At 63.5% G+C, this 24,635-nt stretch carries 27 protein-coding genes; 11 read left to right on the top strand and 16 right to left on the bottom strand.

From position 1 onward, the window contains the following. The first annotated feature begins 160 nt into the window (after positions 1 to 160). Positions 161 to 1,066, top strand: a complete 906-nt coding sequence (locus AB4Z43_RS15030) for a hypothetical protein (RefSeq protein ID WP_019857823.1) — start codon at positions 161 to 163, stop codon at positions 1,064 to 1,066. A gap of 6 nt (positions 1,067 to 1,072) precedes the next feature. Here AB4Z43_RS15030 and AB4Z43_RS15025 read toward each other — a convergent pair whose 3' ends face one another. Both AB4Z43_RS15025 and AB4Z43_RS15020 read right to left on the bottom strand, forming a co-directional pair. Further along, the gene (locus AB4Z43_RS15025; RefSeq protein ID WP_441938122.1) at positions 1,073 to 1,285 is read right to left on the bottom strand and encodes a hypothetical protein; all 213 of its coding nucleotides are present in this window, start codon (positions 1,283 to 1,285) and stop codon (positions 1,073 to 1,075) included. A 149-nt stretch (positions 1,286 to 1,434) separates the two neighbouring features. Beyond that, on the bottom strand, positions 1,435 to 1,833 hold the full coding sequence (locus tag AB4Z43_RS15020) for a GFA family protein (RefSeq protein ID WP_019857821.1): 399 nt from the start codon (positions 1,831 to 1,833) through the stop codon (positions 1,435 to 1,437). Positions 1,834 to 1,942: 109 nt separating this feature from the next. Here AB4Z43_RS15020 and AB4Z43_RS15015 point away from each other — a divergent pair, with 109 nt between their 5' ends. Then, a complete protein-coding gene (locus AB4Z43_RS15015; protein ID WP_441938120.1) occupies positions 1,943 to 2,971 on the top strand; it encodes an isopenicillin N synthase family dioxygenase in 1,029 nt (342 codons plus the stop codon). 50 nt (positions 2,972 to 3,021) lie between these two features. Here AB4Z43_RS15015 and AB4Z43_RS15010 read toward each other — a convergent pair whose 3' ends face one another. The 3 genes from AB4Z43_RS15010 to AB4Z43_RS15000 all read right to left on the bottom strand — a co-directional run bounded on the left by AB4Z43_RS15010 (position 3,022) and on the right by AB4Z43_RS15000 (position 4,852). Continuing rightward, positions 3,022 to 3,975: an alpha/beta fold hydrolase gene (locus AB4Z43_RS15010; RefSeq protein ID WP_038646477.1), complete on the bottom strand. Its 954-nt coding sequence runs from the start codon at positions 3,973 to 3,975 to the stop codon at positions 3,022 to 3,024. Between the two features lie 24 nt (positions 3,976 to 3,999). Further along, positions 4,000 to 4,485: an SRPBCC family protein gene (locus tag AB4Z43_RS15005; protein ID WP_038646475.1), complete on the bottom strand. Its 486-nt coding sequence runs from the start codon at positions 4,483 to 4,485 to the stop codon at positions 4,000 to 4,002. A 118-nt stretch (positions 4,486 to 4,603) separates the two neighbouring features. Continuing rightward, positions 4,604 to 4,852 carry a ParB N-terminal domain-containing protein gene (locus tag AB4Z43_RS15000; RefSeq protein ID WP_008875526.1) on the bottom strand — a complete coding sequence of 83 codons (249 nt, stop codon included), beginning with the start codon at positions 4,850 to 4,852 and terminating at the stop codon, positions 4,604 to 4,606. Positions 4,853 to 5,007: 155 nt separating this feature from the next. Between AB4Z43_RS15000 and AB4Z43_RS14995 the strand changes: the two genes are divergently transcribed. The 5 genes from AB4Z43_RS14995 to AB4Z43_RS14975 all read left to right on the top strand — a co-directional run bounded on the left by AB4Z43_RS14995 (position 5,008) and on the right by AB4Z43_RS14975 (position 10,709). After that, the gene (locus AB4Z43_RS14995; RefSeq protein ID WP_038646470.1) at positions 5,008 to 6,648 is read left to right on the top strand and encodes a N,N-dimethylformamidase beta subunit family domain-containing protein; all 1,641 of its coding nucleotides are present in this window, start codon (positions 5,008 to 5,010) and stop codon (positions 6,646 to 6,648) included. Position 6,649: 1 nt separating this feature from the next. Continuing rightward, entirely contained in the window at positions 6,650 to 8,035 is a 1,386-nt protein-coding gene (locus AB4Z43_RS14990; RefSeq protein WP_019857817.1) for an aminotransferase family protein, read from the top strand. Positions 8,036 to 8,039: 4 nt separating this feature from the next. Next, positions 8,040 to 8,969: a 3-keto-5-aminohexanoate cleavage protein gene (locus AB4Z43_RS14985; RefSeq protein ID WP_064982779.1), complete on the top strand. Its 930-nt coding sequence runs from the start codon at positions 8,040 to 8,042 to the stop codon at positions 8,967 to 8,969. Between the two features lie 211 nt (positions 8,970 to 9,180). Next, positions 9,181 to 9,684 carry a GNAT family N-acetyltransferase gene (locus AB4Z43_RS14980; protein WP_019857815.1) on the top strand — a complete coding sequence of 168 codons (504 nt, stop codon included), beginning with the start codon at positions 9,181 to 9,183 and terminating at the stop codon, positions 9,682 to 9,684. After that, the gene (locus AB4Z43_RS14975; RefSeq protein WP_019857814.1) at positions 9,681 to 10,709 is read left to right on the top strand and encodes a histone deacetylase family protein; all 1,029 of its coding nucleotides are present in this window, start codon (positions 9,681 to 9,683) and stop codon (positions 10,707 to 10,709) included. Before AB4Z43_RS14980 ends, AB4Z43_RS14975 begins: the two co-directional genes overlap by 4 nt. Before the next feature lie 15 nt (positions 10,710 to 10,724). Here AB4Z43_RS14975 and AB4Z43_RS14970 read toward each other — a convergent pair whose 3' ends face one another. The 3 genes from AB4Z43_RS14970 to AB4Z43_RS14960 all read right to left on the bottom strand — a co-directional run bounded on the left by AB4Z43_RS14970 (position 10,725) and on the right by AB4Z43_RS14960 (position 13,681). After that, on the bottom strand, positions 10,725 to 11,993 hold the full coding sequence (locus tag AB4Z43_RS14970; protein ID WP_069092002.1) for a cysteine desulfurase-like protein: 1,269 nt from the start codon (positions 11,991 to 11,993) through the stop codon (positions 10,725 to 10,727). A gap of 44 nt (positions 11,994 to 12,037) precedes the next feature. Further along, positions 12,038 to 13,105: an aldo/keto reductase gene (locus AB4Z43_RS14965; protein ID WP_038646456.1), complete on the bottom strand. Its 1,068-nt coding sequence runs from the start codon at positions 13,103 to 13,105 to the stop codon at positions 12,038 to 12,040. Positions 13,106 to 13,219: 114 nt separating this feature from the next. Next, entirely contained in the window at positions 13,220 to 13,681 is a 462-nt protein-coding gene (locus tag AB4Z43_RS14960) for a hypothetical protein (RefSeq protein WP_081296003.1), read from the bottom strand. A 385-nt stretch (positions 13,682 to 14,066) separates the two neighbouring features. On the opposite strand from AB4Z43_RS14960, the gene AB4Z43_RS14955 reads away from it, so the two are divergent. Next, complete coding sequence (locus AB4Z43_RS14955) at positions 14,067 to 14,231, top strand: hypothetical protein (protein WP_019857809.1); 165 nt, start codon at positions 14,067 to 14,069, stop codon at positions 14,229 to 14,231. Positions 14,232 to 14,286: 55 nt separating this feature from the next. Here AB4Z43_RS14955 and AB4Z43_RS14950 read toward each other — a convergent pair whose 3' ends face one another. Beyond that, positions 14,287 to 14,793: a DUF1993 domain-containing protein gene (locus tag AB4Z43_RS14950; RefSeq protein ID WP_027046775.1), complete on the bottom strand. Its 507-nt coding sequence runs from the start codon at positions 14,791 to 14,793 to the stop codon at positions 14,287 to 14,289. A gap of 140 nt (positions 14,794 to 14,933) precedes the next feature. Between AB4Z43_RS14950 and AB4Z43_RS14945 the strand changes: the two genes are divergently transcribed. Continuing rightward, on the top strand, positions 14,934 to 15,986 hold the full coding sequence (locus AB4Z43_RS14945) for a DUF1176 domain-containing protein (protein WP_019857807.1): 1,053 nt from the start codon (positions 14,934 to 14,936) through the stop codon (positions 15,984 to 15,986). 26 nt (positions 15,987 to 16,012) lie between these two features. On the opposite strand, the gene AB4Z43_RS14940 is transcribed toward AB4Z43_RS14945, so the two are convergent. From AB4Z43_RS14940 to AB4Z43_RS14910, 7 genes are read right to left on the bottom strand one after another with little or no spacing between them, the layout of a single operon-like run. Continuing rightward, on the bottom strand, positions 16,013 to 16,912 hold the full coding sequence (locus AB4Z43_RS14940) for an alpha/beta hydrolase family protein (RefSeq protein ID WP_202360102.1): 900 nt from the start codon (positions 16,910 to 16,912) through the stop codon (positions 16,013 to 16,015). A 32-nt stretch (positions 16,913 to 16,944) separates the two neighbouring features. Continuing rightward, positions 16,945 to 18,555 carry an NTP transferase domain-containing protein gene (locus AB4Z43_RS14935; RefSeq protein ID WP_441938113.1) on the bottom strand — a complete coding sequence of 537 codons (1,611 nt, stop codon included), beginning with the start codon at positions 18,553 to 18,555 and terminating at the stop codon, positions 16,945 to 16,947. Beyond that, entirely contained in the window at positions 18,552 to 19,256 is a 705-nt protein-coding gene (locus AB4Z43_RS14930) for an XdhC family protein (RefSeq protein ID WP_064982768.1), read from the bottom strand. Before AB4Z43_RS14930 ends, AB4Z43_RS14935 begins: the two co-directional genes overlap by 4 nt. Before the next feature lie 6 nt (positions 19,257 to 19,262). Beyond that, positions 19,263 to 19,601, bottom strand: coding sequence for an XdhC family protein (locus AB4Z43_RS14925; protein ID WP_027046774.1), 339 nt, complete (start codon positions 19,599 to 19,601; stop codon positions 19,263 to 19,265). Positions 19,602 to 19,651: 50 nt separating this feature from the next. Beyond that, positions 19,652 to 20,902, bottom strand: a complete 1,251-nt coding sequence (locus AB4Z43_RS14920; RefSeq protein ID WP_441938111.1) for a vWA domain-containing protein — start codon at positions 20,900 to 20,902, stop codon at positions 19,652 to 19,654. A gap of 4 nt (positions 20,903 to 20,906) precedes the next feature. Then, on the bottom strand, positions 20,907 to 21,836 hold the full coding sequence (locus tag AB4Z43_RS14915; protein ID WP_019857801.1) for an AAA family ATPase: 930 nt from the start codon (positions 21,834 to 21,836) through the stop codon (positions 20,907 to 20,909). Then, on the bottom strand, positions 21,833 to 22,360 hold the full coding sequence (locus tag AB4Z43_RS14910) for a flavin reductase (protein WP_019857800.1): 528 nt from the start codon (positions 22,358 to 22,360) through the stop codon (positions 21,833 to 21,835). Before AB4Z43_RS14910 ends, AB4Z43_RS14915 begins: the two co-directional genes overlap by 4 nt. Positions 22,361 to 22,540: 180 nt before the next feature. Between AB4Z43_RS14910 and AB4Z43_RS14905 the strand changes: the two genes are divergently transcribed. Both AB4Z43_RS14905 and AB4Z43_RS14900 read left to right on the top strand, forming a co-directional pair. Further along, complete coding sequence (locus tag AB4Z43_RS14905) at positions 22,541 to 23,608, top strand: branched-chain amino acid ABC transporter substrate-binding protein (RefSeq protein WP_019857799.1); 1,068 nt, start codon at positions 22,541 to 22,543, stop codon at positions 23,606 to 23,608. Next, the gene (locus tag AB4Z43_RS14900) at positions 23,608 to 24,633 is read left to right on the top strand and encodes a P1 family peptidase (protein WP_441938107.1); all 1,026 of its coding nucleotides are present in this window, start codon (positions 23,608 to 23,610) and stop codon (positions 24,631 to 24,633) included. Before AB4Z43_RS14905 ends, AB4Z43_RS14900 begins: the two co-directional genes overlap by 1 nt. Positions 24,634 to 24,635 lie beyond the last annotated feature (2 nt).

Raw genomic sequence — 24,635 nt, 5'->3', positions numbered from 1 at the left:
GCCTTTCCGTCGGAGAATCTTGAAGAGCGATCCGCGCGAGCAATAGACTCGCGATGCGCGGAATCCTATTTACGGATTTGTAAGGCGCCGCTTGACAAGCCGCCCGTTCATATTATTCTCCGCCAATCTTACACTGTAAGTTAAATGACGGAGGAGAGCCATGCTGACCGCCCTGTCAGAATTACAGCCCTTGCCCGAACCGCACTCGCCAGCCATCGCGATCGAGGATGTCTCGCGCGACCTCAGCCGTATTATCGAGCGCGCCGAGGTGAACGCCTGGCTCGACCTCTATGCCGCCGCGCCGGCCGATTTCGCCGCAAGGCAGAGCCTTTCGATAGCGGGAGAAGGCGACCTCGCCTGGACCACCTGCACCACGATCCCGTTCGTCCATTTCAACTGCGTGAAGAATTTCGGCGTCGACAGCCCGGCCTCCGAAAGCCAGCTCGACGCGCTGCTGGCGCACTACCGCGCCGCCGGCATTTCGCGGCCCTGGTTCTATGTCAATCCACACAGCGAACCCTCACGCCTCAGATGCTGGCTCGAGGCACGCGGCCTGCAGCGCCAGGGCGGCTGGGAGCGGATCTACCGCGAGGCCGAACCGCTGTCGTCCGAGCCGCTCTTCACGGTTGATGGGGTTTCGGTCGAACGCGTGACGAAGGCATCGGCAAGCGAATGGGCCGGCTTCATCGACAAAAGCTACCGGCTGCCCACCTCACCCTGGCTGCTGGCTCTGGTCGGCCGACAGGGCTGGCATCACTACATGGCCAAAAGGGATAGCGCAGTGGCGGCGGTGCGCTCGCTGTTCATCGGCGCCGACGGCGCGGCCTGGAGCGGCATCGAAGCGCCGGTGCCGGGCATCATGGCGCCGAGCTTCGATCTCGACGCGGTGCTTGGAGAAGCGCTGGTGCGCGACGGCATTGCGGCCGGCGCGAAACTGTTCGTCGCCGACATCGAGGCACCGCACGAGGAACGCGACGGTCCGGCCTATCGCAACTACGCACGCCTGGGCTTCAGGATTGCCTATTTCCGCAGCCATTACAGCTATTTGCCGCCTAGCTCCAACTGACCGCGCCTAACTGCGCAGCCATTGCTGGAAGCAACTTCTGGCCACTATATGGGCTGGCGGAACGACCGGCTGATCGGAGCGTGCGTCATCGGGCGCCCGGCTGTGCACCCGTTCGAGCAGCATGCGCACCTGTTCCGGGCGCACACGGTCGCGCTCCATGACAAGCAGGACCATCGGATCGCTCAAAAGCTCGTCCAGGGTGCTGATGCTGTCGTTCATCCGTCGTCTCCTCGATGCCGGCCCGCGCAGCATAGATAAGAAGACAATGATGGCCCGCCAATGACGTTTTGCCGGCTATCGCGTGATGATTTGGATCAATTTTTGGTCATGGTCTCACCTTCCCTTTCACCTTGCGGGAGAAGGAAGACCTAGCCTGGCGGCGGAGCGCCTTCATATTGCGGCAGGCCGTCGTCGAGCACCACCCAGGGCTGTTTCGAGGCGGTGAAAATATGCATCTGCGGCCTGAAGAAAGTGGGGTCGTCGAGCGAGCCGGTGGTGATGCCGATGATGCCGGCGGAATCGCGGCGCGAAAACATCGTCGTGCCGCAGCTCGGGCAAAAACCGCGCTTGAGATCGGGCGAGGTGTTCACTGTCGCCAGCGGCCCCTCGATGGTCACATCATCGATGCGAAACAGAACGCGGGCGTTGAAGGCGGCGCCGATCGCCTTCTGGCAAAGCCGGCAATGGCAGATGCGTTCGTTGATAGGCGCCGCGTCGGTGCTGTAGCGCACCGCTCCGCACAGGCACCCGCCCTGATGTTTAGCCATCACCGTGATCCATGACGAGAGTGTACGGCCGAGGTAAATGGCGGGACGGATTGGGTCAATTGAAAAGCTTTGATACAATTTCATCGATTACCGTGATGCGGGTGGAGCCGTGACGCAAGACATCGAAACCATCGGCATTGCGGATCTGTTCGGGCCGCCCTCGCCCGGCCGCGACCGCGTCGACATCAGCATCATGGCCGCCGCGTCCGGAATAGGCTTCATGGCGGTTCGGGATTTTCCCGGAGACGCCTGGCTGATGCCGGAACGCCGGGCGCAATTGCTGCGCATCTTCGCTCTTCCCGACACCGAGAAGCAGAAATTGCTGCGCTGGAATTTCGACCGCACCAGCAAGAATGTCTATCGCGGCTGGTTTCCGCTGCAGCCGACAGCCGTCTCATACAAGGAAGGCATCGACATGGGGCCGGATATCGCCGATGCAGCCGGCTTTTCGGCCTCCGACGATCCGCTGTGCGAGCCGACGCCGGTGCCAGCTGAAGATATCTTGCCTGGTTGGCGCGCGGCAGCGGCGGACTATTACCGCGCGATGGAGACGGTCGGCAACGCGCTGATGCGGTCGATCGCGCGCGGGCTTGGCCTGCCGGAAACGATCTTCGATCCGTATTTCGAGCATGGCATCTCGACGCTGCGCCTGATCCGCTACCCGCTGCGTGATGGCAATGCCAGCATCGATATCAGCGGGCCTGACTTCTCGGTGATCCACAAAGGGGAGACCCGCACCATCATCGGCCGCGAGCATGCCGATTCCGGTTTCGTCACCTTGCTGGCGCAGGACGGCGTCGAGGGCTTGCAGGCCAAAAACCTCGCCGGCGAATGGATCGACGTGCCGCCCGCCAACGGCACGCTGGCGGTCAATTTCGGCCAGTTGCTGGAGTGCTGGACCGGCGGGCGTGTGCGGGCGACGCGGCACCGGGTGATCGCACCGAAGACGGCGCGGTTCTCGATCCCGTTTTTCTATGAACCGCGTGTCGACGCCGAGATCGCGCCGCTGCCGCTGAGCGGCGCCGCGCCCTTCGAGCCGTTTCTCTACGGCGACTATCTCTGGGAGGCGGCCACGAATTTCGTCGAGATGAGCGGCATCAAGCATCTCAGGCAGCCGCGTCGGGCAAAAGCTTCTTAGACAATCCGCCGGCCATCCCTCTCGAGACAGCCGGCGGGAATGGCATGCTGTCATTCCGTTTCGCTAACCACCTCGTCCCAGCTCTTCACCTTGGTCTCGCCGTTGAGGAACGGCAAAGCGGCGGCTGTCAGTTCGGGAGCAAAGAAGACGTCGTAGTGCGTGCGGTTGGGCAGGATTGCCAGGCGATTCTGCGACAGGTTCTCGCGCATCCAGCCGGCGTCCTTCAGCCCGCCGCCGAGCATCTGGTAGAACTTGATCTCGTGCTCGGGCTTGTACATGTCGCTGTCGCCATAGGCCAGCATGACCGGCATCTTCAGCTTGGGAACATCGGCCGAGAAATCGTAGTCCTGGCGCATGAAATTGCCGAGCGCATCGAGCAGTTTCGGAAAATCCTCCGGGTGCGGCGCCTCCGCGACGTAGGATTTATACATCGGCGTGTCCTTCATGAATTCGGCCGCCGCCGCGCTCACCTGCGCCTGTTGCGGGCGCATCTCGTCATAGAAGCCGTCGGCGGCATACCCGGTCGAAACCAACACAAGCCGGCGCACGGTCTCGGGATGCTGGACCGCCATGCGGAAGGCGACACCGCCGCCCAGCGAATAGCCCATCACGTCCACCTGGCGATAACCGAGCGCCTTGACGATATCGGCCATGTCGTCGCCGATCGCCTCCAGGCTGAACGGCCGGTCGCCGAGCGCGGTGCGGCCATGTCCCTGCAGGTCGATGCCGATCACGGTGCGGTTTTCGGCGAGCTTGGGCAGGATCGGGGCGAACATGTCGATGGAGCCGAGACCGCCATGCAGGAGAAGCAGCGGTTCGCCCTTGCCGTAAACGGCGTAGTAGTAATTCAGGCCGTTGACCGGCAGCAGGCCGGATTTTTCGGGTTTCGCCAATTTCGTTTCGGTGGTCATGGCAGGTTTTGCCTCCTCGGCATTTGTGGTGCTCGGACAGCTGAGAAGCGCTGCGACCGAAGCGAGAATAGCGAAAAGCAAGGTCTTGGGCATATCGATCTCCTCCGTGCGTTGGCGTCAAAGCGTCTTGGCGAGCTCTTCGAGCTGGTCGGTGCACTGGCCCCAGCCCGCGTGAAAACCCATCTGCTCGTGCTGTTCGCGGCCGGCGACACTCCAGTGGCGGACGCGCGCGATGTAGCGGGTCCGGCCCTCGCCTTCGTCCTCAAAGGTCAGCACGACGGTCATGAACGGCTTTTCCGAAGGCTCCCATGCCTGAGTGTAGGCATCGGTGAAGATGATCTTCTTGCCCGGAATGACTTCCAGGAACACCCCGGGGTTCGGAAATTCATTGCCGTCGGGGCCGGCCATGACGACAAGGCTCGAACCGCCCGTGCGCACATCCATTTCGGCGCGCGGCGTCGTCCAAGGCTTCGGGGCGAACCATTGCGTCAAAAGCCTGGTGTCGGTCCAGCAGCGATAGACGTTCTCGCGCGGCGCATCGATGATGCGGGCGAGAACCAGTTCGCGGTCATTGGCGGGGGCGATGTCGAGCTTGGTGGTCAAGGCGGTCTCCTGCGTTTGATCTGGCTTCCGTCCCAAGGACGAGCCGACAGAACGCAACCCGACAAAGCCCAGTGAAAATTACCGGCAGGCTTTCAATGCTGAGAGGACGAAGGAGGAGTCAATGGCGCTTGGCTTGCACCAGGTAGGCGTCGATCTCGGTCTCGCCGAGCCACTTGGCCGCTTCCAGCCGGTGCAGGCCTTCGACAAGGATATGGCGCTTGCCATCGTGGCGGACCTGGATCGGCGTCTTCATGCCGTTCTCCAATATGTCCTCGGCCAGATGGCGGACGGTCTCGGGGTGCAATGTCTTCTTGCGCGCGGTCGGCACGTAGATGTCGTCGACCTTGACCTTTTGCACTCTGAGCATGCTGGCTCCCCGGGCGGAACATACCGCCTCGCCTGAAATAGTCGCTTTGCCTTGTGCGGCCAAGAGCGGCTAAGCAATTGCTGGCCCGATCGTTTCCATTTGACGCTTGGCCGGCAGATGGCCGAAATGGCGACCTTCGATCCTTTCCGGTGTTCATGACCCATCTGCCGACCGAATTCCCCGATTTCGGGCTGACGCCCGAGCAGCGTCGCCACGCGGTGCGCGGCCATTACTATGAATGGCCCGGCATGGATGGCGCGCGCGGCGAAATCTGGTGCTACTCGGACCGCTTTTCCTATCGCGCCGGCGAGACGGTGGCGCTGCATGTTAGTTCGACGGCGCCGTCGTTCAGCATGACGATTACCCGCGACGGCGGCAGCGAGACAAAACTGTTCGAGAAATCGGGCATTGCATCGCGCTGGCAGGAAAGCCCGGACCAGTGCTCGGCCGAGGGCTGCGGCTGGGAAGCGTCCTTCGAATTCCGTGTCGGGAGCGACTGGCCGTCCGGTGCCTATCGGATAACGCTGATTGCCGATGGTCGGGACGGCAAGCCAATTCACAGCCACCATCTCTTCATCGTCTCTCCCCAACCCGGCAGGAAGCCAGGCCGTGTGCTGCAGGTGGCGGCGACGGGCACCTGGCTTGCCTACAACACCTGGGGCGGCTCCAACCATTATCAGGGCATCACCGGGCCGGACCGCAACCAGTATTCGCCCATCGTGTCGACGCAGCGCCCCTGGTGCCGCGGCTTCGTCGCGCTGCCCAAAGATGCGCCGCGCGTGCCGCTGGAGGTCGCCGTGCCGCCGAAGACCGTGCCGCGGTATCCGCATATGGAATGGGCGCTGGCCACCGGCCATTCGAAGAAATACGCCTCGTCAGGCTGGGCGAGCTACGACAGCCACTTCTTCCGCTTCGCCGAGCGGGCCGGCTATCATGTCGATCTCGCCAGCCAGCACGATCTGCATTTTTCGCCCGACATTCTCGACGGCTACGACTGCGCCGTCTTCGTGGGCCATGACGAGTACTGGACATGGGAAATGCGCGATGCGGTCGACAATTATGTTGAGCGCGGCGGGCATGCGGCTCGTTTCGCCGGCAATTTCATGTGGCAGACGCGGCTCGAGGACGAAGGCGGGCGGCAGGTCTGCTACAAATATCGTGCCCGGACCGAGGACCCCGCCTACCGCGGCGGCGACGTCACTCGTGCCACCAATTCCTGGGAAGCGCCGGAAATCGGCCGGCCGGGTTCAGCAACCTTCGGCCTCAACGCGACGCGCGGCGTCTATGCCGGCTGGGGCGGCTGCGCGCCGCGCGGCGTGCGTGGTTTTCCGGTCTACCGGCCGGAACACTGGGCGTTCGCCGGCACCGGCATCTACTATGGCGACCTGCTCGGCGCCGACAGCCATGTCTATGGCTATGAGGTCGACGGGCTCGACTTCGAAATCCGCGGCGGCCTGCCCTACCCCACCGCGACCAGCGGAGCGCCGGATGGCTTACAGGTTCTTGCAGTCGGCATGGCCAGCCAGGTCGAGGAAAGCGCCGATATTCCGATCGAGGACCAGTTTTTGACCGACGAGGATGGCCGCTTCACCGCCGAGACTTTGTTCGGCGAGGCGAGCGACGCCAATCTCGAAAAAGTCAAACGCGGCAACGGCATGATCGTCAATTTTCCGCGCGGCAAGGGCGAGGTGTTCCACGCCGGAAGCTGCGAATGGGTCGCCGGCCTGCTAAGACAAGACCCGATGGTCGAACGCGTCACCCAAAATGTCCTTGATCGCTACCTTGGAAAGTCCTGACATGTCGAAGACCCAGACCGCTGCTCGAGATACCGAGGCCCGGCGCCAATCGCATCTGTTCTACCTCTCCAGCCTGCGCCGGCCGCTGATCGATCGCGCCGAGGGGATCTATATGTGGACGCAAGACGGCCGCCGCTTCATCGACGGATCGAGCGGGCCGATGGTCGCCAATATCGGCCATTCCAACCGCAATGTGCTGGACGCCATGAAGCGGCAGATGGACCGCGCCACCTTCGCCTATCGGCTGCATTTCGAGAACGAGCCGGCGGAAGAGCTTGCGCGTGAGCTTGCGGCCAAGCTGCCGGAGGGCATGGACCGCATCTTCTTCGTCTCGGGCGGCTCGGAGGCGACGGAATCCTGCATCAAATTGGCGCGGCAATGGGCCGTTGCCACCGGCCAGGCCAGCCGATGGAAGGTGATCACGCGCTTCCCCTCCTATCATGGCGGCACGCTGGGTTCGCTCTCGATCACCGGCGACGACGCCCTGGCTGAGACCTTTACGCCGATGATGCGGGTGATGCCGACCGTGCCCGCGCCCACCGCCTGGCGCGACCGCGACAACCTTTCGATGGAGCAGCGCGGCATCCGCTATGCCGATATGCTGGAGGAGAAGATCCTCGCCGAAGGCCCGGAGAGCGTCGTCGCCTTCATCATGGAACCTATCGGCGGTGCGGCGACCGCGGCGCTGGTAGCGCCGGACAGCTACTATGCGCGCATTCGCGAAATCTGCGACCGCTACGGCATTCTGCTCATCCATGACGAAGTGATGTGCGGCGCCGGCCGCACCGGGAAATTCCTCGGCGGCGACCACTGGAACTGCAAGCCCGACATCGTCGCGCTGTCGAAGGGGCTGGGCTCGGGCTATGCGCCGCTCGGCGCACTGGCGGCACCGATGCGGCTGGTGCAGCCGCTGCTGGCTTCCGGCGGCTTCCAGCATGGCCATACCTATGCCGGCAATCCGCTGGCCTGCGCCGCCGGCCTTGCCGTGTTGGGCGAGATGGATCGGCTTGACCTGATCGCCAATGCCGCCGCCATGGGAGGCGTGCTGATGGACGGTCTGAAGGGACTGGCGAAGCGCTTTCCCTTCATCGCCGACGTGCGCGGCAAGGGCCTACTGACCGGCGCCGAGATGGTTGCCGATCCAGAAACGCTGCGGCCGATCGACCAGAGCAGGAAAGCCACGCAGCGTCTGCTCGACCTCGCCTATGAGCGCGGGCTGATCATCTATGGCCGCCGGGTCAAGGGCGGCGTCGACGGCGACAATTTCATGGTCGCGCCACCGATGATCGTCACCAGCGAGCAGGTCGGCGAGATCATCTCCATCATCGGCGACTCGCTGGAGGTTCTGGCATCAGAGCTCGACCTGCCGGTCGAAGGCCGGGGGTAAAGGAATGGCGCCGCGAAAGGTCATCATCACCTGCGCCGTCACCGGCTCGGTCCACACGCCGTCCATGTCGCCCTATCTGCCGGTGACGCCGGACCAGATCGCGGCGGATGCCATTGCTGCAGCGGAAGCCGGCGCGTCGATCCTGCATCTGCACGCCCGCGACCCCAGGGATGGCCGGCCGACCGCCGATCCTGATGTCTTCATGCAGTTCCTGCCGCGCATCAAGCAGGCGACCGATGCGGTGATCAACATCACCACCGGCGGCTCTTCCCTGATGACCCTGGACCAGCGATTGGCGGCCCCATTGCGAGCGGAGCCCGAAATGTGCTCGCTCAATATGGGATCGATGAATTTCGCGCTGTTCCCGATGCTCGACAAGCCACGGGAATGGCAGCACGACTGGGAGCCGAAGCTGCTGGAGGCGACGCGCGACACCATTTTCAAGAACACCTTCGCCGACATGGAAGGCGTGCTTGAGCGGCTCGGCAAGGGTTGCGGCACGCGCTTCGAATTCGAATGCTACGATGTCGGCCATCTCTATTCGCTGGCGCATTTCCGGGACCGAGGGCTGGTGTCGGGACCGCTGTTCATCCAGTTCGTGCTCGGCATTCTTGGCGGCATCGGCGCCGATCCGGACAATCTCATCCACATGAAGCGCATCGCCGACAAATTGTTCGGCGATAGCTACCAATTCTCGGTGCTGGCTGCCGGCCGCCAGCAGATCCCGCTGATCTCGATCGCGGCTGCGATGGGCGGCAATGTCCGTGTCGGGCTTGAAGACAGTCTCTACGATGGCCGCCAGTTGGCGAAATCCAACGCCGACCAGGTGCGCCGCATCCGGGGCATCCTCGACGGCCTGTCGCTGGAGGTCGCCACGCCGACCGAGGCGCGTGAGATGCTGGCGCTGAAGGGCGGCGACCGGGTGGCGTTTTGAGATGATGACAATCTGAAATGATTGCGTTTCGTCACACCCCCCTCTGGCCTGTCGGCCATCTCCCCCGCAAGGGGGGAGATCGGCAGCTTCAGTCTCGCCGCTCCTGCTCGAACGTTTGTGATTGGCGAAAGCCTGGCGGCCGTCCAATCTCCCCCCTTGCGGGGGAGATGTCCGGCAGGACAGAGGGGGGTGCCTTGGCGCCATACCTGTCGTGAGTGCGATTACGCTCCGTCCCGGCACCATCGATGACGTCGACACCATCCACGCCGCGCTTCTTAAACTCGGCACCCATATCGGCGCGCATCAGGAGATCACGTCCACTTCAGATGATCTCCGCCGCTACGGCTTCGGCGAAAAGCCGGCCTTCTTCACCCTGATCGCCGAGGTGAGCGGCGAATTCGCCGGTCTTTGCCTGTATTTCCCGATCTTTTCGACCTGGATGGGGCGGCCCGGCGTCTATGTGCAGGACCTCTATGTCGAGGACAGGTTCCGTGGCCGCAAGATCGGCGAGCGGCTTTTGCGGTGCGTGGCCGCGGAATGCCGGAAGGACGGCGGCGTCTATCTCAGGCTGTCGGTCGACACCGACAATGAAGGCGCCAAGGCCTTCTATGAAAGGCTGGGCATCGCCTGGTCGAGTTACGAACAGACGCAGAAAATCATCGGCGAGGCCTTTTTTGCCTTCGCCGACGCGCCGGTCAATGGGGAGCAGGAATGAAGGCCTTTTACGCCGAAGAGCAGAAGCGCCACGACCCGAAGGCGTTTCTTTCCAGTGGTGCGGCGCAGCCCAACCCGGAAAAACCGGAGCGCGTCGAGAGATTGTTAGTCGGCGCAAAATCCGCCGGCTGCACGATCGAGCGGCCCCGCGATCACGGTCTCGGCCCGGTCTCGGCGGTGCATACGCCCGAATATCTCGACTTCCTCGAACATATTTTCGAGCGCTGGCAGCGCATCGAAGGCGCCTCGGCGGAAGTGATCCCCAACATCCATCCGATCGCGCGCAATGGTTCCTACCCTGCCTCGGCGGTCGGCCAGGCCGGCTACCATATGGCCGACACCGCTTGCCCGATCTCAGGCGAAACCTGGCAAAGCGCGCTGTGGAGCGCCTGGAGTGCGGTCGAGGCAGCGGAAACGGTGATGGCTGGCGCGCCGGCCGCCTATGCGCTGTGTCGTCCGCCCGGCCACCATGCCTTTGCCGATGTCGCCGGCGGCTTCTGCTTCATCAACAATTCGGCCGTTGCGGCGCAGGTGCTGCGCAAGCAGGCGGCACGCGTGGCGATCCTCGATGTCGATCTGCACCACGGCAACGGCACGCAAGGCATCTTCTATGCGCGCCCTGACGTGCTTACCGTTTCGCTGCACGCCGATCCGGTGCGCTTCTATCCGTTCTTCTGGGGTCATGCCGACGAGCGCGGCGAAGGACCCGGCCTCGGCTATAATTTCAACCTGCCCTTGCCGCGCAAATCCGCCGACGCGGCGTTTCTGGAGGCGCTTGGCGTTGCGTTCCAGCGCATTCGCGCCTTTTCGCCGGACGCGCTGGTGGTCGCGCTCGGCCTCGACGCCTTCCAGGGCGATCCGTTCGGCGGGCTCTCGGTGACGACGCCCGGCTTCTCCCGCATTGGCGAGGCGATTGGCAAACTCGGCCTGCCGAGCGTCATCGTCCAGGAAGGCGGCTATCTCTGCGACGAACTCGGCGACAATCTCACCGCCTTCCTCACCGGCTTCGGCGGCAGGATGCGGTGACGGTTTCTCCGGGCGTCAGGAGCGCTGCTGCCTGAGCATGGCGATGACCCGGTGCACGCTCTCCAGCGTCTCATCAATCTCAGCCGCCGTGTTGTAGTGGGCGATGCCGATGCGCACGACGCCCTGCTCGGCTGGAATGCCGAGCTGGTGGACGATCTCCCAGGCGTAGTTGTGGCCGGACCAAAGGAAGATGTTTTCGGCGTTCATCTGCCGCACGATCGTCTCCGGTACGATGCCGTCGACGGTGAAGGACACCGTTGGCACGCGATCGGCGAGCCGCTTGCGATCGGTGATGCCATGGATAGTCAGGCCCGGAATGTCGGACAGGCCGTCGATCAGCCTTTGCGCCAGCGGATTCTCGTAGGCGATGGAAACCTCGAACGCCCTGGCGATCTTCTGCCTGCGCGAGCCGCCCTCGCCCGCTGCCGCACCCAGCCCGGCAAAATAGTCGACGGCCGCCGCAAGACCGGCCATCAGCTCGATCTGCGGCGTGCCAAGTTCGAACCGCTCCGGCAGGCCATTGGACGAACAACGGCATTTGTAGGGTTTCAGGCCATCGATGATTTCGCGCCGCCCCCACAAAATGCCCATATGCGGACCGAAGAATTTGTAGGCCGAACAGATTAGGAAATCGCAGCCGAGCTCTTGCACGTCTATCAGGCCATGCGGCGCGAACTGGACGGCGTCGACATAGACCAGGGCGCCAGCCCGTTTTGCGATGGCAGTCAGCGACTTAACCCGGTTGATCGAGCCGGTCAGGTTCGAGGCATAATTCAACGCGACCAGGCGTGTCTTGTCGGACAACAGCCCGGTCAGCGTCGCCTCCTCGACCTGCCAGCTCTTTTCATCGAATGGCAGCCAGCGCACGACGAGGCCCAAATCCTCGGCCAGTTGCAGCCAGGGCGAGACATTGCCCTCATGGTCCATGCGAGTGAGGATGATCTCGTCACCGGGCTTCAGCGCGCGGCCGAGCGTGCGCGACATGTGATAGGTCAGCGTCGTCATATTGGCGCCGATGATGATTTCCTCGAGGCTCGCCGCACCGAGGAAATCGGCCATCGCCTGATGCGCCTCGTCGACGACGGATTGAGCCGCGATCGTCGTTTCGAAATAGCCGCCGAGATTGGCGTTGGTGGTGAGCAGGCAGCGCGACACCGCATCGGCGACGGCCTGCGGCACCTGTGTGCCGGCGGGATTGTCTAGATAGATGCGACGGCGGCCCTTGTCGGTCAGGGAAAGCGCTGGAAATTGTCCCCGCACGGCCTCGATCGAAAAACCCACCATTCTCTCCACCCCTTTGTTATTCCATGATAATCTATCCCCGCCGGTCAGGGGCAGGGATTGCCGACCCGCTGATGGATCGCGTCCACCGCGTTTTGCATCTCTTCGGTCCAGACGACATCCACCGAAGACAACGCCATTTCGAGCTGCGGAATGGTCGTCGCGCCGATAATGTTGGAGGTAACGAAGGGCCGGCTCGAGACATAGGCGTTGGCGAACAGCGCCGGTTCTAGGCCAAAGGAGCGCGCCAGTTCATTGTATTCGAGCAGTGCTTCAGCGGCATTCGGCGTTTCGTAACGCTGGCCGCGATTGAACAATTGCGAGCGCGAGCCCTGCGGTCGGGCGCCATGGTCGTATTTGCCGGTCAAGTAGCCCTGCGCCAGCGGCGAATAAGGCAGCAACGACACCTGTTCGCGCTCGCAGACCTCGGCAAGATTCACCTCGAAGGTGCGGTTGACGAGATTGTAGGCGTTCTGGATCGACGCAACGCGCGGACCAACGCCTTTGTCGGCCTCGGCAAGAAACCGCATGACGCCCCAGGAACTTTCGTTCGACAGGCCGAAATGGCGGATCTTTCCCGCCTTCACCAGCTCGTCGAAGACGGCAAGCGTCTCGGCGATCGGCGTTTCGTCGGCCGGTGCGCCGACTGCATCAGCACGGGGCGCCACCGCCCCGACGCGCGTCGGGTTGGCACCCCAGGGGATATCCCGCTCCGGCCAGTGGATCTGATAGAGGTCGAGATAGTCCGTGCCGAGCTTGGTCAGGGATTTGTCGACGGCGTCAAAAATATCGGCGCGTACCAGTTGCGACGGCCTGTCGCCGCGAAACCAGCTGTTGGCGGTGCGGCCGACGACCTTGGAGGCAAGGATAACCTTGTCGCGGTTGCCCTTGGCCTTCATCCAGCTGCCGATGATCTTCTCCGTCCGCCCCTGCGTCTCCGCTTTGGGCGGGATCGGGTAGAGCTCGGCGGTGTCGATGAAATTGACGCCGCGCGAAAAAGCCAGATCCATCTGCGCGTGGCCGTCGGCCTCGGTGTTCTGCTGGCCCCAGGTCATCGAACCAAGGCAGATCTGGGTAACAAGGAGATCGGTCCGACCGAGACGGCGTTTGTGCATGGAATTTTGCTCCGGAGGGAAAGTCTGCGCGGGAAGGAGGCTGCATGTATAGGGAAAGCCATGCCGCTCTCCAAGCCTCACCAAGCCGACTTTTGCGTGAGCCAGCGGGCCTGGCTAGCGGCGGACACCAGCAACGGCGCGGCGCTTGGCCTCGTCGATCAGCATGTTGGCCACCTGCATGCGGATCATGGCGCGCTGGCGCAGATGCGGGGCGACGCGATCGGGATGGTTGGTGAAAGCAAAGCTGCGGCGCATGCGGCCGAAATCGACGGCGCTCTTGGGCTGGTTCAGGCCCAGTTCGGCCGCGATCGACTCCGGATCGATCGGCGGGAGTTTTTCCTCGGGCTTCGGGTCCTCGGCAGCCAGCGCCAGCTTAGCGTGTTCGAGCAAGGCGGCGAATTCGCTCGCCAGGTCGGCACCGGCCTCGCGATACTCGGCGGCGGATACCTTGATGCGGCCGGAATGGAGTTCATCGGCGACCGACAGATAATCGAACGGAATTGACGGACGCGCGCCAGCCTCGTCGCCCTCGATACCGTCGCCCTTGTCGGAGGCAACGAAGAGGTCGTCGAGCAGCGAAGCGAAATCACGCTTGGCGCTGGTAGCGATGTCAGCCTCCCCCTTGCCTGACTGTCAAAGTTTCCAGACCATAGAACCGGCTCGTTAAAAATACATACCACCGATCTTAATGAATTTAGCCATTCGAGGATCGCGACCGGTCCCTCAAAACAAAAAGCCGGACTGCATTTTCATGCAGTCCGGAAATTCGCCAGGAGTGGCGAGGAAAAACTGGCCATGAGCCAGCGTCGAAGCCTACGGTTGGTGCGACGCGGAAGTTTCAGTGGCCGCAAAAAAATTAGGAAACTTATCCGGACATAGCAGGCATGCAAATGCTGCACTGCACAATTGTCACGATTCACCTATATTGGCTGGCGTGGAGGACCAACCAGGAGCCTGATTCATGGGTTTCTTCACGGAAATGTTCGCCCGGCCGCGCCCGCAGGAACATCTGCGATACCGCGCGGCGCTCGCGCTGCTTCATGCGATGAGCAATGCCGATCGCGCCGATATCGGCATCAAGCCCGCTGATTTTCCGCGCGTCGCCCGCGAAATGTCCATTCGCTAGATGCGTCTCGCGAGATGTCCCGGACGGATCCGGGACATCTCGGAATGCCTGCCCCTTAACGCGATCCCAGGAATGTCGCCTTGCCCAGCGGCACGCCATTGTGGCGAAGGATGTCGTAAGCGGTGGTGAGGTGGAAGTAGAAATTGGGCATGGCCACGTGCAGCAGATACTGCATGCCACCCAACGTCGTTTCGCGTCCGCCGAGTTTCAGTTCGATCACCTTGTCGTCGGAGCCGTCGATATCGGCGGCGGAGAACGTCGCCAGAAGCGCGAGCGTCTTGGCGATCCGCGCCTCGAGATCGGCAAAGCTTGCTTCATTGTCCTCGTATTTTGGTACCTCGCGGCCAGCCAGCCGCGACGGCGCGCCCTTGGCGTGGTCGGTGGCGATCTGCACCTGCCGGGTCAAGGCGAACATGTCGGGTGCGAGCCGCGCCGTCAAAAACACCTGCGGGTCGATCTTGCGGTCAAGCGCATTCTGTTCGGCAGCCGCCAGCACATTGGAAAGTGCTTTCAGCCTGGCTGAAAACACGGGCACGGATGCCTCATACATCGATATCGTCACGTCAGATCTCCTGTCCGGTCGGAACGCCGGCGCAGCGACGTAGCGCCTGCGCGCGCGATTCTTCAAGCGCCGTGGGCTCCACGTCACCACGCCGCCGCAATCGCCATGGTAGAATTTCCGTTATCGACCGGAGATTCCCGATGAGACGCGTCCTTCTTGCAGCGGCTGCCTTTCTCTCCCTTGCCATATCAGGCCAAGCGTCGCTGGCCGCCGACGACGCGCCCGAAGCACCCTATGTCGACGACCGATCGAGCGCCGAGGCGGTCATTCGCTCGCTCTACAGCGCAATCAACCGGCACGAATTCGCCCGCGCCTGGGGTTACTACGGAGACGCAAAGCCGGCTAAGGATTTTGACAGTTTCGTCAAGGGTTATGACGGGACCGACAAGGTGGAAGTCACGACCGGAGCTATTTCCGACGACGGGGCCGCCGGCAGCATCTTCTACAACGTCCCGGTCGCCATCCGTGCCACCGACAAGAGCGGCGGCGAAAAGGTCTTTGCCGGCTGCTACACGCTGCGCCAGGTCAATGCGCAGATCCAGGCCGCGCCGCCCTTCGATCCGATCCACATCGAAAAAGGCGCGCTGAAACCCTCAACGGCGGATTTCGAGGCGGCGCTGCCTCCAAGCTGCGGCGACGGCCCGCCGCCGCCGAAGAAGGATACGGCACTCGAGAAGGCCAAGAAAGCCTTCCTGGCGACCTATAGCGACCAGTGCGACAAGCAGTTCCTGGGCAATGAGCCGGAGGTATTTTCGATCAAGTACAAGGACAAGGATGCGCAGCCCGGCGATCCCGACAAGGAAACGCGGCTGTTCCATTTCTCCTGTTCGGCGGCGGCCTACAATGAAAGTTCGGTCTACTACATGACCGACGAATTGTCTGAAGTGCGGCAATTGCAGTTCGCCGAACCCAAGATGGACATCCGCTACGAGAACAATAACAGCGACGGCAAATTGCTGGGCATGAGCATCGTCGGCTTCGAGACGACCGGTTGGGCGGTCAATTCCAACTATGACGCGGACACCCACACAATCACCACCTTCGACAAGTGGCGTGGCGTCGGCGATGCCTCCGATTCGGGAACCTATCTGTTCCGCAACGGCGATTTCTCGCTGGTCCAGTATGACGTCGATGCATCCTATGACGGCGAGGAGAACCCACAGACGGTCGTCGACTACAACACCGCGCCCTGAGCGCCGGGGCTGCCAGACAGCGCCGGTCAAGGCGCCTTCGACAGCATCCAGTTCAGCGTGCCGCGCCAGTCGACCATGCGGATCGGCGTGCCGTGCGTGCCGGTCTCGAAACGCACGAACCGGGTCGGATAGGGATAGGCCTTCGACCTGGCGATGATGGAGCGGAAGAAGGCTTCCTGGTTCGCCACGGGAAACACCACGTCATGGCTGCCCTGGCCGAAGAAGACCGGGACATGGCGCCTGAAGGCGGGACTTGCGAGAAAACTCTCGTCCCATAGCGACCCGAGCAGCAGCAGCCCGTTGATGCGCCGGCCGGTATCGTTGCGCGCGGCAAGCTTCCAGCACAGCGCGCCACCCATCGAGCCGCAGGCGACGAAGATTTTCGCGCCCGGCGACTGTTCGGCATAATGATCGATCAAGGCCGCGACCTGTGCGGCCCCCTTGTCGCCGAAATCAGGGAAATCCGGCGAGAGATAAAGCCCGCCATTGCCGGCCATCAGGTTCTTCAGTCGGTTGAAATTGCCGCCGAACGTGAAGTCGTCGACGCCCTGCTTGCGGCTGCCGCCCTGGCCGTGCAGATAGAGCACGATGAGGCCGGCGTCTTGCGTCTTGCCGACGGCGACGTGCCTGACATCGCCGGCGTCCGTCTTCAGCATCAAATCCTGCTGCACCTTGCGCACGCCGGTGTCGGTGTACTGCGGATGCACGCGCTTTTCCGGCACTTCGTCGCGCTGGTTGATATCGCGCATCTCGCGGTAGTCGATGACGGTGTAAGCGCCGCCGTCGCCGGTCGACAATGTCGCCGGATAGGCGAAGAGATCGTCCTTGAAGGGTTTTAGTTCGAGCGCATCGGCCTGGCCGGCAAGGCAAAGAACAAAAACCGCAGCCAGGAACCCGTGGAGGGAAGAAAGAAAACGAAAAGCCATACCGCAGGCTTGCGTAATTCAGCCTGGGTTTGTCAATCCTGCAGCACGCCGCCGGCGCCTTCGAGCGCCTCGCGGGTGTCGACGTCGACAGAGGCGCCCTCGCCAATCTCGACATCGACGACATCGAGCCCCTCGGCCTCAACCAGATGGCGTGCGCCGGTATCACCTTCGAGATGAGCGATGGCCGGGAACAGCGCGCGCGGCAGGAGCACGGGGTTGCCGCGCTTGCCCTGATGCGAGGCGCGGACCACGGAATTGCCTCCGGCCTCGCGGAAGGCATCGATCAGCCGGTCAAGATCGTCAGATTCGATGCCAGGCATGTCTCCGAGGACGATCATCGCGCCGGCGGTGTCTTCGGGGAGATAGGCAATGCCAGCCTTCAGTGAGGTCGACAGGCCATCGGCGAAGTCGGGATTGTCGGCGAAAGTGACGTCGAGGCCAGGCAAAGCCGCGCGTACGCGCTCGCGCTGATGGCCGGTGACGACGATCGTGCCCGACGCCTTCGAGGCGAGAGCGCGCTCTGCAGTGCGACGCACCAGCGGCTTGCCGTCGAACAGCGCCATGAGCTTGTTCGGGCCGCCCATGCGGCTCGACCGGCCAGCCGCCAGGAGCACGATGGCGACCTTGAGCCGGCTCTTGGCCGGCAGCGGTTCGCGCGGCTGCGGCCGCGTCGGGATCTCCATCAGCAGCCCGCCGACCCCCATGCCGGCAATATCCTTCGCGGTGACGTCGAGGCCGGCAACCAGCCGGTCGAGCACCCAGTCGAAGCCGTTTTCCTTGGGACTGCGGGCGCAACCGGGCGCGCCGATGACGCGCTTGCCGCCGAGTGTACCGAGCACCAGCAGATTGCCGGGATCGACCGGCATGCCCGCGCGGACAACTGTTCCGCCCGCCCTCTCGATCGCTGCCGGCACCACATCGGCGAAGTCGCTCATCGCCGAGGCGCCGAAGATCACCACCAGGTCATTGTCGCGCGCCAGCGAGGCAGCAGCCTCCGCCACGGGCGCGATCTCGTGCGGCGTGCGGCGCTCCGCCGTCAACCTGCCGCCCGAACGCGCCAGCCGCGCTTCGGTGACGCGCAGCGTCTTGTCGAGCACACTGGGCTTGATGCCCGGCAGAACCGTCTGGATGACGCCGACGCGCACCGGCTGATAGGCGTTGACGGCAAATATCGCGCCGCCGGCGCAGATTTTCATCACGGTGTCGACCAAGGCGGAGGCGACCGCAAAGGGGATGATCTTCACCGTCGCCACCATCTGACCTTTTTCGACCGGAGCATGCTGCGCGAGCGTGGCAATGGTGATGGCGGGATCGACCGCGTTGATGGCGTCGATCATCCCAGCATCGACCGTGAAGATGCCTGATGCCTTGGCGTGGAGATTGACCCGGCCGGTGGCCGCCGGCCTCACCTCGATGCCGCTGAACCTCATGCTCTCGGCAATTCTCTGCGCCGCGGCGTCCTCGCCTAGATCATCCGAGGCCAGCACCGCCCCAACGACCTGCGAGACGCCAGCCCGCTTGAGTATGGAAACATCTTCGGCGCTCAGCCTGTGCGCCTTGCGAAAGCGCTTTTCGCCGGCGGTGGTGGCATGCGCCAGCACCGCGCCTTCGGCCTCTTCAATCGCAATCGGACCGAATTTCACGCCACTGCGCCTTTGGCATCGAGGCCGCGCGAGCGGAAGGCGTGGATGGTCTGCGCGAGAACGGCGACGGCGATCTCGGCAGGGCTGGCGGCACCGATATCGAGCCCGATCGGCGCATGGATACGGGCGATCTGGTCGGCAGTTGCGCCCAGCGCCAGCAGGCGCTCGACCCGCTTGGCGTGCGTCTTGCGGCTGCCAAGCGCGCCGACGTAGAAGCAATTGGCGTCGAGTGCCGCCTTCAACGCGAAATCGTCGATCTTCGGGTCATGGGTCACGGCGGCAAGTGCGGTGTAGCTGTCGAGCGGATGGCGCTTCAACACATCTTCCGGCCACTCGGCATGCAGAGCGACATCGGGAAACCGGTCCGGCGTGGCAAAAGCCGTGCGCGGATCGATGATCTCGACGGGATAGCCGGCGATCTTCGCCATCGGCGCCAGCGCCTGGCTGATATGGACGGCGCCGATCACCACGAGGCGGGGCTGCGGCAGATGCGCGTTGAGAAAGAAGGTCCGCCCTTCGGCCTCGACCGAACCGGAATTGCCCGACCGAAAAGCTCTGGCGATCGCGGCTCCAAGATCGCCGGCGACCTGGTCGCCCTCACGCACGATGCGGTCGCGGCCATCACCGAGATCGGTGACGAGGATCGCCGCGCGCCGGGCGCGGCGCTCGGCATTCAAAGTCTTCAGGGCGTATGGATCCATCTGAGATCAGCCCAACCGCTCGACATACACCTTGATGCGGCCGCCGCAGGACAGGCCGACCTGCCAGGCGGTTTCATCGGCGACGCCGAATTCCAGCATCTTGGCTTTGCCGGAGTCGATGACGTCAATCGCCTCGCTCACCACGGCGCCCTCGACGCAACCGCCCGAGACCGAGCCGTGGAAATTGCCTTCGGCGTCAATGACCAGATGGCTGCCGACAGGCCTCGGCGCCGAACCCCAGGTCTCGACCACGGTGGCAATGGCGACATCCTTGCCATCCTTCATCCAACCTTCCGCGATGATCAGCGGATCGCGGGCCTCATCGAGATAAAGACTGTCGTTCATCGTTGCTTCTCTCAGGGTCTGTTTTTCCAGGGAGCCGGGAAAACATATGGCTATGCGGCGTGCCTCGCGCCAGCTTCCATCCATCGCCGCGGATCAACGGACTGTGCCGACTTCTTGTCCAGCGACGCGCAGAGATCGGTGAGTGCATCGAGATTGTGTACCGAGCGGAATTCATCGACATGCGGCAGCATCGCCTTGACGCCGCGGGCGCGTGCCTGAAAACCGTCGAAGCGCAGCAACGGGTTCAACCAGATCAGCCGCCGGCAGGATTTGTGCAGCCGCTCCATCTCTTCGGAAAGGCCGGCGACATCGTCGCGCTCCAGCCCGTCGGTGATCAGAAGCACGACCGCACCCTGTCCCAGCACGCGCCGCGACCATATCAGGTTGAACTCGGCCAGTGTGTCGCCGATACGCGTGCCGCCGGACCAGTCCTTCACCGCCACCGAACAATCGGCAAGGGCGGCATCGGGATCGCGGTGGCGCATCTGCCGGGTCAGATTGGTCAACCGCGTGCCGAAGACGAAGGTGTGGACGCGGCGGCGTTTTTCCGTCAGCGCGTGCAGGAAATGCAGGAAGATGCGCGTGTACTGGCTCATCGAACCGGAAATGTCGGCCAGCACCACCAGCGGCGGGTGGACTTCGCGGGTCGAGCGGAATTTCGGCAGGATCAATTCACCGCCGGTGCGCGCGGCCGAGCGCATCATGGCACGCGGATCGATGCGGCGGCCATGCGCATCGGCTTTGAAGCGCCTGGTCCGCACCATGTCGAAAGGCAGCCGCAGCTCGGCGATCGCCTTCTTCGCGTCCGCCATTTCGGCTGCATTCATCTGGGCAAAATCCTTGCCGCGCAACACCTCGTTGCCGGAAAAGGTGAAGCGGGCATCAACCTCGATCTCAGGGACTTCCTGAGGTGGCTGGTTGTTCTGATGGCCTTCGAACATGGCTTGGCTGACGCGGTTTTCGGCCGCGCGTGGCTTCTGCTTCTCTTTGATGTCGGGCGCCACCGGCGGAAACATCGCCAGCAGTTTCTCGATCAGTTCGCGCGATTTCCAGAACAGCCGGAAAGCCTCGTCGAAGACCGGGTGATCCTCGTGCCTGGACACCAGCACCGCATGCAGCGTCCAGTAGAAATCGTCACGCGAGCCGATGCCTGCGGCCAGCACCGCCTCGATGGCATCCTTGACCGAGGCCGGCCCGACCCGCATGCCTGCCTTGCGCAAGGTGCGGGCGAAATAGACAATGTTGTCGGCGATGCGCCCGTCCGCCGTCGCCTCTTTGGGGTAAGCACCCGGCGCCTTCATCGCGTTACTCCGCCGCCGCGAGCTCGGCCTTGACCTCGTCGAGGATGCGCCGGCCCTCGCCCGTGCCGATGCGGGCAATGTCGTCCTGGTATTTCAACAGCACGCCGATCGTGTCGGAAACGGTCTCCGGATCAAGCGCCACCTTGTCGAGTTCGGTCAGCGCGCCGGCCCAATCTATGGTCTCGGCAACGCCCGGCACCTTGAACAATTCGATCTGGCGCAGTTTCTGGATGAAGGAGACCACCTCCGCCGAAAGCCGCTGATTGGCTCGCGGCACCTTGCGGCGCACGATCTCCAATTCGCGCTCGGCATTGGGATAATCGACCCAGTGATACAGGCAGCGCCGCTTCAACGCGTCATGGATCTCGCGGGTGCGGTTGGTGGTGATGATGACGATCGGCGGCTCTTCCGCCTTGATGGTGCCGAGTTCGGGCACCGTCACCTGGTAGTCGGAGAGGATTTCGAGCAGGAAGGCTTCGAAGGCTTCGTCGGTGCGGTCGAGTTCGTCGATCAGGAAGACCGGAGCCGCCCCTGTCTTGCCGGTCAGCGCATCGAGCACCGGACGGCGGATCAGGTATTTTTCCGAGAAGACGTTGCGCTCCATCGCGGTGCGGTCGACCTTGCCGGCAGCCTCCTCCATGCGGATCTCGATCATCTGCGCGGCATAATTCCACTCGTAGACAGCAGACGAAACGTCGAGCCCTTCATAGCACTGCAGGCGGATCAGCCGGCGGCCAAGCGCCTGCGCCAACACCTTGGCGATCTCGGTCTTGCCGACACCGGCCTCGCCCTCGAGGAACAATGGCCGGTTCATACGCAGCGACAGGAAAAGCACGGTCGCCAGCGATCGGTCCGCCACATAATCCGCGCCGGTCAGGAGATCGAGCGTCTCGTCGATCGTCCGCGGTACGGGGCGCGGTTTCAGTTCGGTCATTCTTTCTCCGTGAACGCCGCCGCTCCGCTGTCCAGGACATGGTAGCCGCGGGCGTGATAGATCAGCGGCCGCAAATTATCGCCCATGCGCAGGCCTGTCACCTTGCCAAAAAGCACACGATGCGTGGCCAGATCCTTGGTGTCGAACAGTTCGCAGTCGAATACGGCCAGCGCCCCCTTCAGCGTCGGCGCGCCAGTGGAGATCACGTCCCATTCGCCGAGCGCGAAACGCTCCTCGACCGGCAGGCCGGTCATGCCGGAAAAGCCAACCGACAGCGGCTCCTGGTGCGAGGCCAGCGTGTTCAGGGCAAACCGCCCGTTTTTCACGAACAGCTCATTCTTGGCATTTTCGCGGTTGAGACACACCAAGATGGTCGGCGGCGTGTCCGACACCGAGCAGGCAGCGATCACCGTCGTGCCGCGCTTGCCGGCCGGCCCGTCGGTCGTGACCACATGGACGTGGCCGGCAAAATGGCTCATCGCGTCGCGATAGGCCTGTGGCCCAATGTCATTCTTCTTCAGCACCGGAAATTGTCCATAGCCAGAACCCTACCGCTATATATGGCCAGACATGACATGCCACAAGCGAAGTGCTTGGCCCATATCCCCGAATTCGCGTGTTGCACCAAGGCCGGGCAGCCTTTAGGTCTTGGCGGAATTGGCGCTCGCGCTGTTATCGCGGGCTTGGGAGGAACTCTTCTCAGAATGCGACCCGGGGCAACGATATCGGCCGCGCTGGCCTGGCTATTCCTGGCCGGCGCCGCCAGCGCTCAGACGCTGACGCTCGGCGTTGCTGCTCCGTTGTCGGGACCGTCGGCCATCCTCGGCAAGCAGATCGAGGCCGGTGCTGGGCTCGCGGCGCAAGCAAACGGCGTCGAACTCAAGACCGAGGATGATGCCTGCACCGCCGATGGCGGCGCTGCCGCGGCCAGGGCTTTTGCCGCGGCCAAGGTCAGTGTCGTGGTCGGCTTCCTTTGCACCGAAGCCATCGAGGCGGCGATGCCGATCCTCAAGGACGCCAATATCCCGGTCATCACCGTCGGCGTGCGCACCGAAAGCCTCACCGACCGCCGCGCCAAGACCGGCTGGACGGTCTATCGCCTGGGGCCGCGCGGCGACGATGAGCGCAACGCCGTCGCCTCCACCCTCACCCGCCTGTGGCAGAAGGAGCTGTTCGCCATCATCGATGACGGCACCATCTATGGGCGCGAGATGGCGGAAACATTTCGCGCGGCGGCCGAGCAAGCGGCGCTGAAGCCGGTGTTCGTCGACACGTTCCGGCCGCAGCTCGACAACCAGATAGGGATGATCGGGCGGCTGAAGAAGGCCGGCGCTACGCACGTCTTTGCCGGCGGCGACGGTGACGACATCGCCATTATGGGCCGCGACGCCGCGCAGCTGCAGGCCGGCATCGTCTTTGCCGGCGGCGAAAATCTGCGCACGCCGCCCGGAGACGTGCCCTATGCGACGGGTACGCTGATGATCGCGCCGCCCGAATGGGCCGATGTCGCCGACGCAAAGGTGCTGGAAAGTTTCTCCGCGCGAAAGATCGTGCCGGACGGCTACACGCTGCCGGCCTATGCGGCGGTGGAGATAGCCAAGGCGGCATCGGCCTTGTCCCCAGGCAAGCCGCTGACCGAGGCGCTGAGCGGGCATGATTTCACCACGGCGATCGGGCCGGTCCGCTTCGATGCCAAGGGCGACCTCAGCCATAGCCCCTACCGCGTCTTCCGCTTCGACGGCACGCGCTTCGTGCCTTTGGAAAGCAATTGATGTTCCGCACCGGTCCGCGCAATCTGATCACCGACGTTGCTGGCCTGCGCGTCGGCAATTCTTCCGACGCCCGGCTGAAATCCGGCGTGACGACTATTCTTTGCGACGAACCAGCGGTGGCCGGTGTCCAGATCCTGGGCGGCGCGCCAGGCACGCGCGAGACGGACCTGCTCGAACCGCACAATTCGATCGAGGCGATCCACGCCGTGGTGCTGTCCGGCGGTTCGGCTTTCGGCCTTGATGCCGCGTCTGGCGTGCAGGCGGCATTGCGCGAGCGCGGCATCGGCTTCGAGGTGGGCGGATTTCGCGTGCCGATCGTGCCGGCGGCGATCCTGTTCGACCTGCGCAACGGTGGGAACAAGGAGTGGGGTCGTTATCCCCCATATCGCGACCTCGGTTATGAGGCAGCGCAATCCGCCGCCACCGATTTCCAGTTGGGCTCGGTCGGCGCCGGCACCGGTGCGCTGACCGCCGGGCTGAAGGGCGGCCTGGGCTCCGCTTCGACGCTGCTGGACACTGGCGTCACCATCGGTGCGCTGGCCGCCGTCAATCCGACCGGATCGGTGACCGTCGGGCGCACCCGTCATTTCTGGGCGGCGCCCTTCGAAATCAGCGACGAATACGGCGGGCTCGGCTATCCCGCGCCCATGCCGGACGATGCGAAGGCGATCGTGCTGAAATACCGCGACAGGCAGGCAGACAGGCAGATGGAATCCGGCGGCAACACCACGATCGCCGTCATCGCGACGGATGCGGTTCTCACCAAGGCCGCTGCGAAACGCCTGGCAATGTCGGCGCATGACGGCTTCGTGCGCGCCATCTGGCCGACGCACACGCCGGCCGACGGCGATCTTGTGTTCGCACTGGCGACGGGAACAAGCGGCATCCGGCTCGAGGCCGATGCGGCAATCGACCTTTATGCCGCAGCCGGCGCCACCATGGCGCGCGCCATCAGCCGCGGCGTGTTTGCCGCGACGCCGGCGGACAACGACCTGTTTCCCGTCTGGTCGTCGCGTTTGGGCTGAAT

It is taken from the genome of Mesorhizobium sp. 2RAF45 (assembly GCF_052115225.1).
Classification (GTDB): Bacteria; Pseudomonadota; Alphaproteobacteria; order Rhizobiales; family Rhizobiaceae; genus Mesorhizobium; species Mesorhizobium jarvisii.
Note: the sequence above shows the minus strand (reverse complement) of the source record. Positions and strands in the feature narration are given on the sequence as shown.

Excerpts from the sequence above, each read along its gene's own strand:
- AB4Z43_RS15030 (WP_019857823.1), top strand. The coding sequence starts at position 161 with ATGCTGACCGCCCTGTCAGAATTACAGCCCTTGCCCGAACCGCACTCG.
- AB4Z43_RS15025 (WP_441938122.1), bottom strand. The coding sequence starts at position 1,285 with ATGAACGACAGCATCAGCACCCTGGACGAGCTTTTGAGCGATCCGATG.
- AB4Z43_RS15020 (WP_019857821.1), bottom strand. The coding sequence starts at position 1,833 with ATGGCTAAACATCAGGGCGGGTGCCTGTGCGGAGCGGTGCGCTACAGC.
- AB4Z43_RS15010 (WP_038646477.1), bottom strand. The coding sequence starts at position 3,975 with ATGCCCAAGACCTTGCTTTTCGCTATTCTCGCTTCGGTCGCAGCGCTT.
- AB4Z43_RS15000 (WP_008875526.1), bottom strand. The coding sequence starts at position 4,852 with ATGCTCAGAGTGCAAAAGGTCAAGGTCGACGACATCTACGTGCCGACC.
- AB4Z43_RS14995 (WP_038646470.1), top strand. The coding sequence starts at position 5,008 with ATGACCCATCTGCCGACCGAATTCCCCGATTTCGGGCTGACGCCCGAG.
- AB4Z43_RS14990 (WP_019857817.1), top strand. The coding sequence starts at position 6,650 with ATGTCGAAGACCCAGACCGCTGCTCGAGATACCGAGGCCCGGCGCCAA.
- AB4Z43_RS14985 (WP_064982779.1), top strand. The coding sequence starts at position 8,040 with ATGGCGCCGCGAAAGGTCATCATCACCTGCGCCGTCACCGGCTCGGTC.
- AB4Z43_RS14975 (WP_019857814.1), top strand. The coding sequence starts at position 9,681 with ATGAAGGCCTTTTACGCCGAAGAGCAGAAGCGCCACGACCCGAAGGCG.
- AB4Z43_RS14970 (WP_069092002.1), bottom strand. The coding sequence starts at position 11,993 with ATGGTGGGTTTTTCGATCGAGGCCGTGCGGGGACAATTTCCAGCGCTT.
- AB4Z43_RS14965 (WP_038646456.1), bottom strand. The coding sequence starts at position 13,105 with ATGCACAAACGCCGTCTCGGTCGGACCGATCTCCTTGTTACCCAGATC.
- AB4Z43_RS14955 (WP_019857809.1), top strand. The coding sequence starts at position 14,067 with ATGGGTTTCTTCACGGAAATGTTCGCCCGGCCGCGCCCGCAGGAACAT.
- AB4Z43_RS14945 (WP_019857807.1), top strand. The coding sequence starts at position 14,934 with ATGAGACGCGTCCTTCTTGCAGCGGCTGCCTTTCTCTCCCTTGCCATA.
- AB4Z43_RS14940 (WP_202360102.1), bottom strand. The coding sequence starts at position 16,912 with ATGGCTTTTCGTTTTCTTTCTTCCCTCCACGGGTTCCTGGCTGCGGTT.
- AB4Z43_RS14930 (WP_064982768.1), bottom strand. The coding sequence starts at position 19,256 with ATGGATCCATACGCCCTGAAGACTTTGAATGCCGAGCGCCGCGCCCGG.
- AB4Z43_RS14925 (WP_027046774.1), bottom strand. The coding sequence starts at position 19,601 with ATGAACGACAGTCTTTATCTCGATGAGGCCCGCGATCCGCTGATCATC.
- AB4Z43_RS14920 (WP_441938111.1), bottom strand. The coding sequence starts at position 20,902 with ATGAAGGCGCCGGGTGCTTACCCCAAAGAGGCGACGGCGGACGGGCGC.
- AB4Z43_RS14915 (WP_019857801.1), bottom strand. The coding sequence starts at position 21,836 with ATGACCGAACTGAAACCGCGCCCCGTACCGCGGACGATCGACGAGACG.
- AB4Z43_RS14905 (WP_019857799.1), top strand. The coding sequence starts at position 22,541 with ATGCGACCCGGGGCAACGATATCGGCCGCGCTGGCCTGGCTATTCCTG.
- AB4Z43_RS14900 (WP_441938107.1), top strand. The coding sequence starts at position 23,608 with ATGTTCCGCACCGGTCCGCGCAATCTGATCACCGACGTTGCTGGCCTG.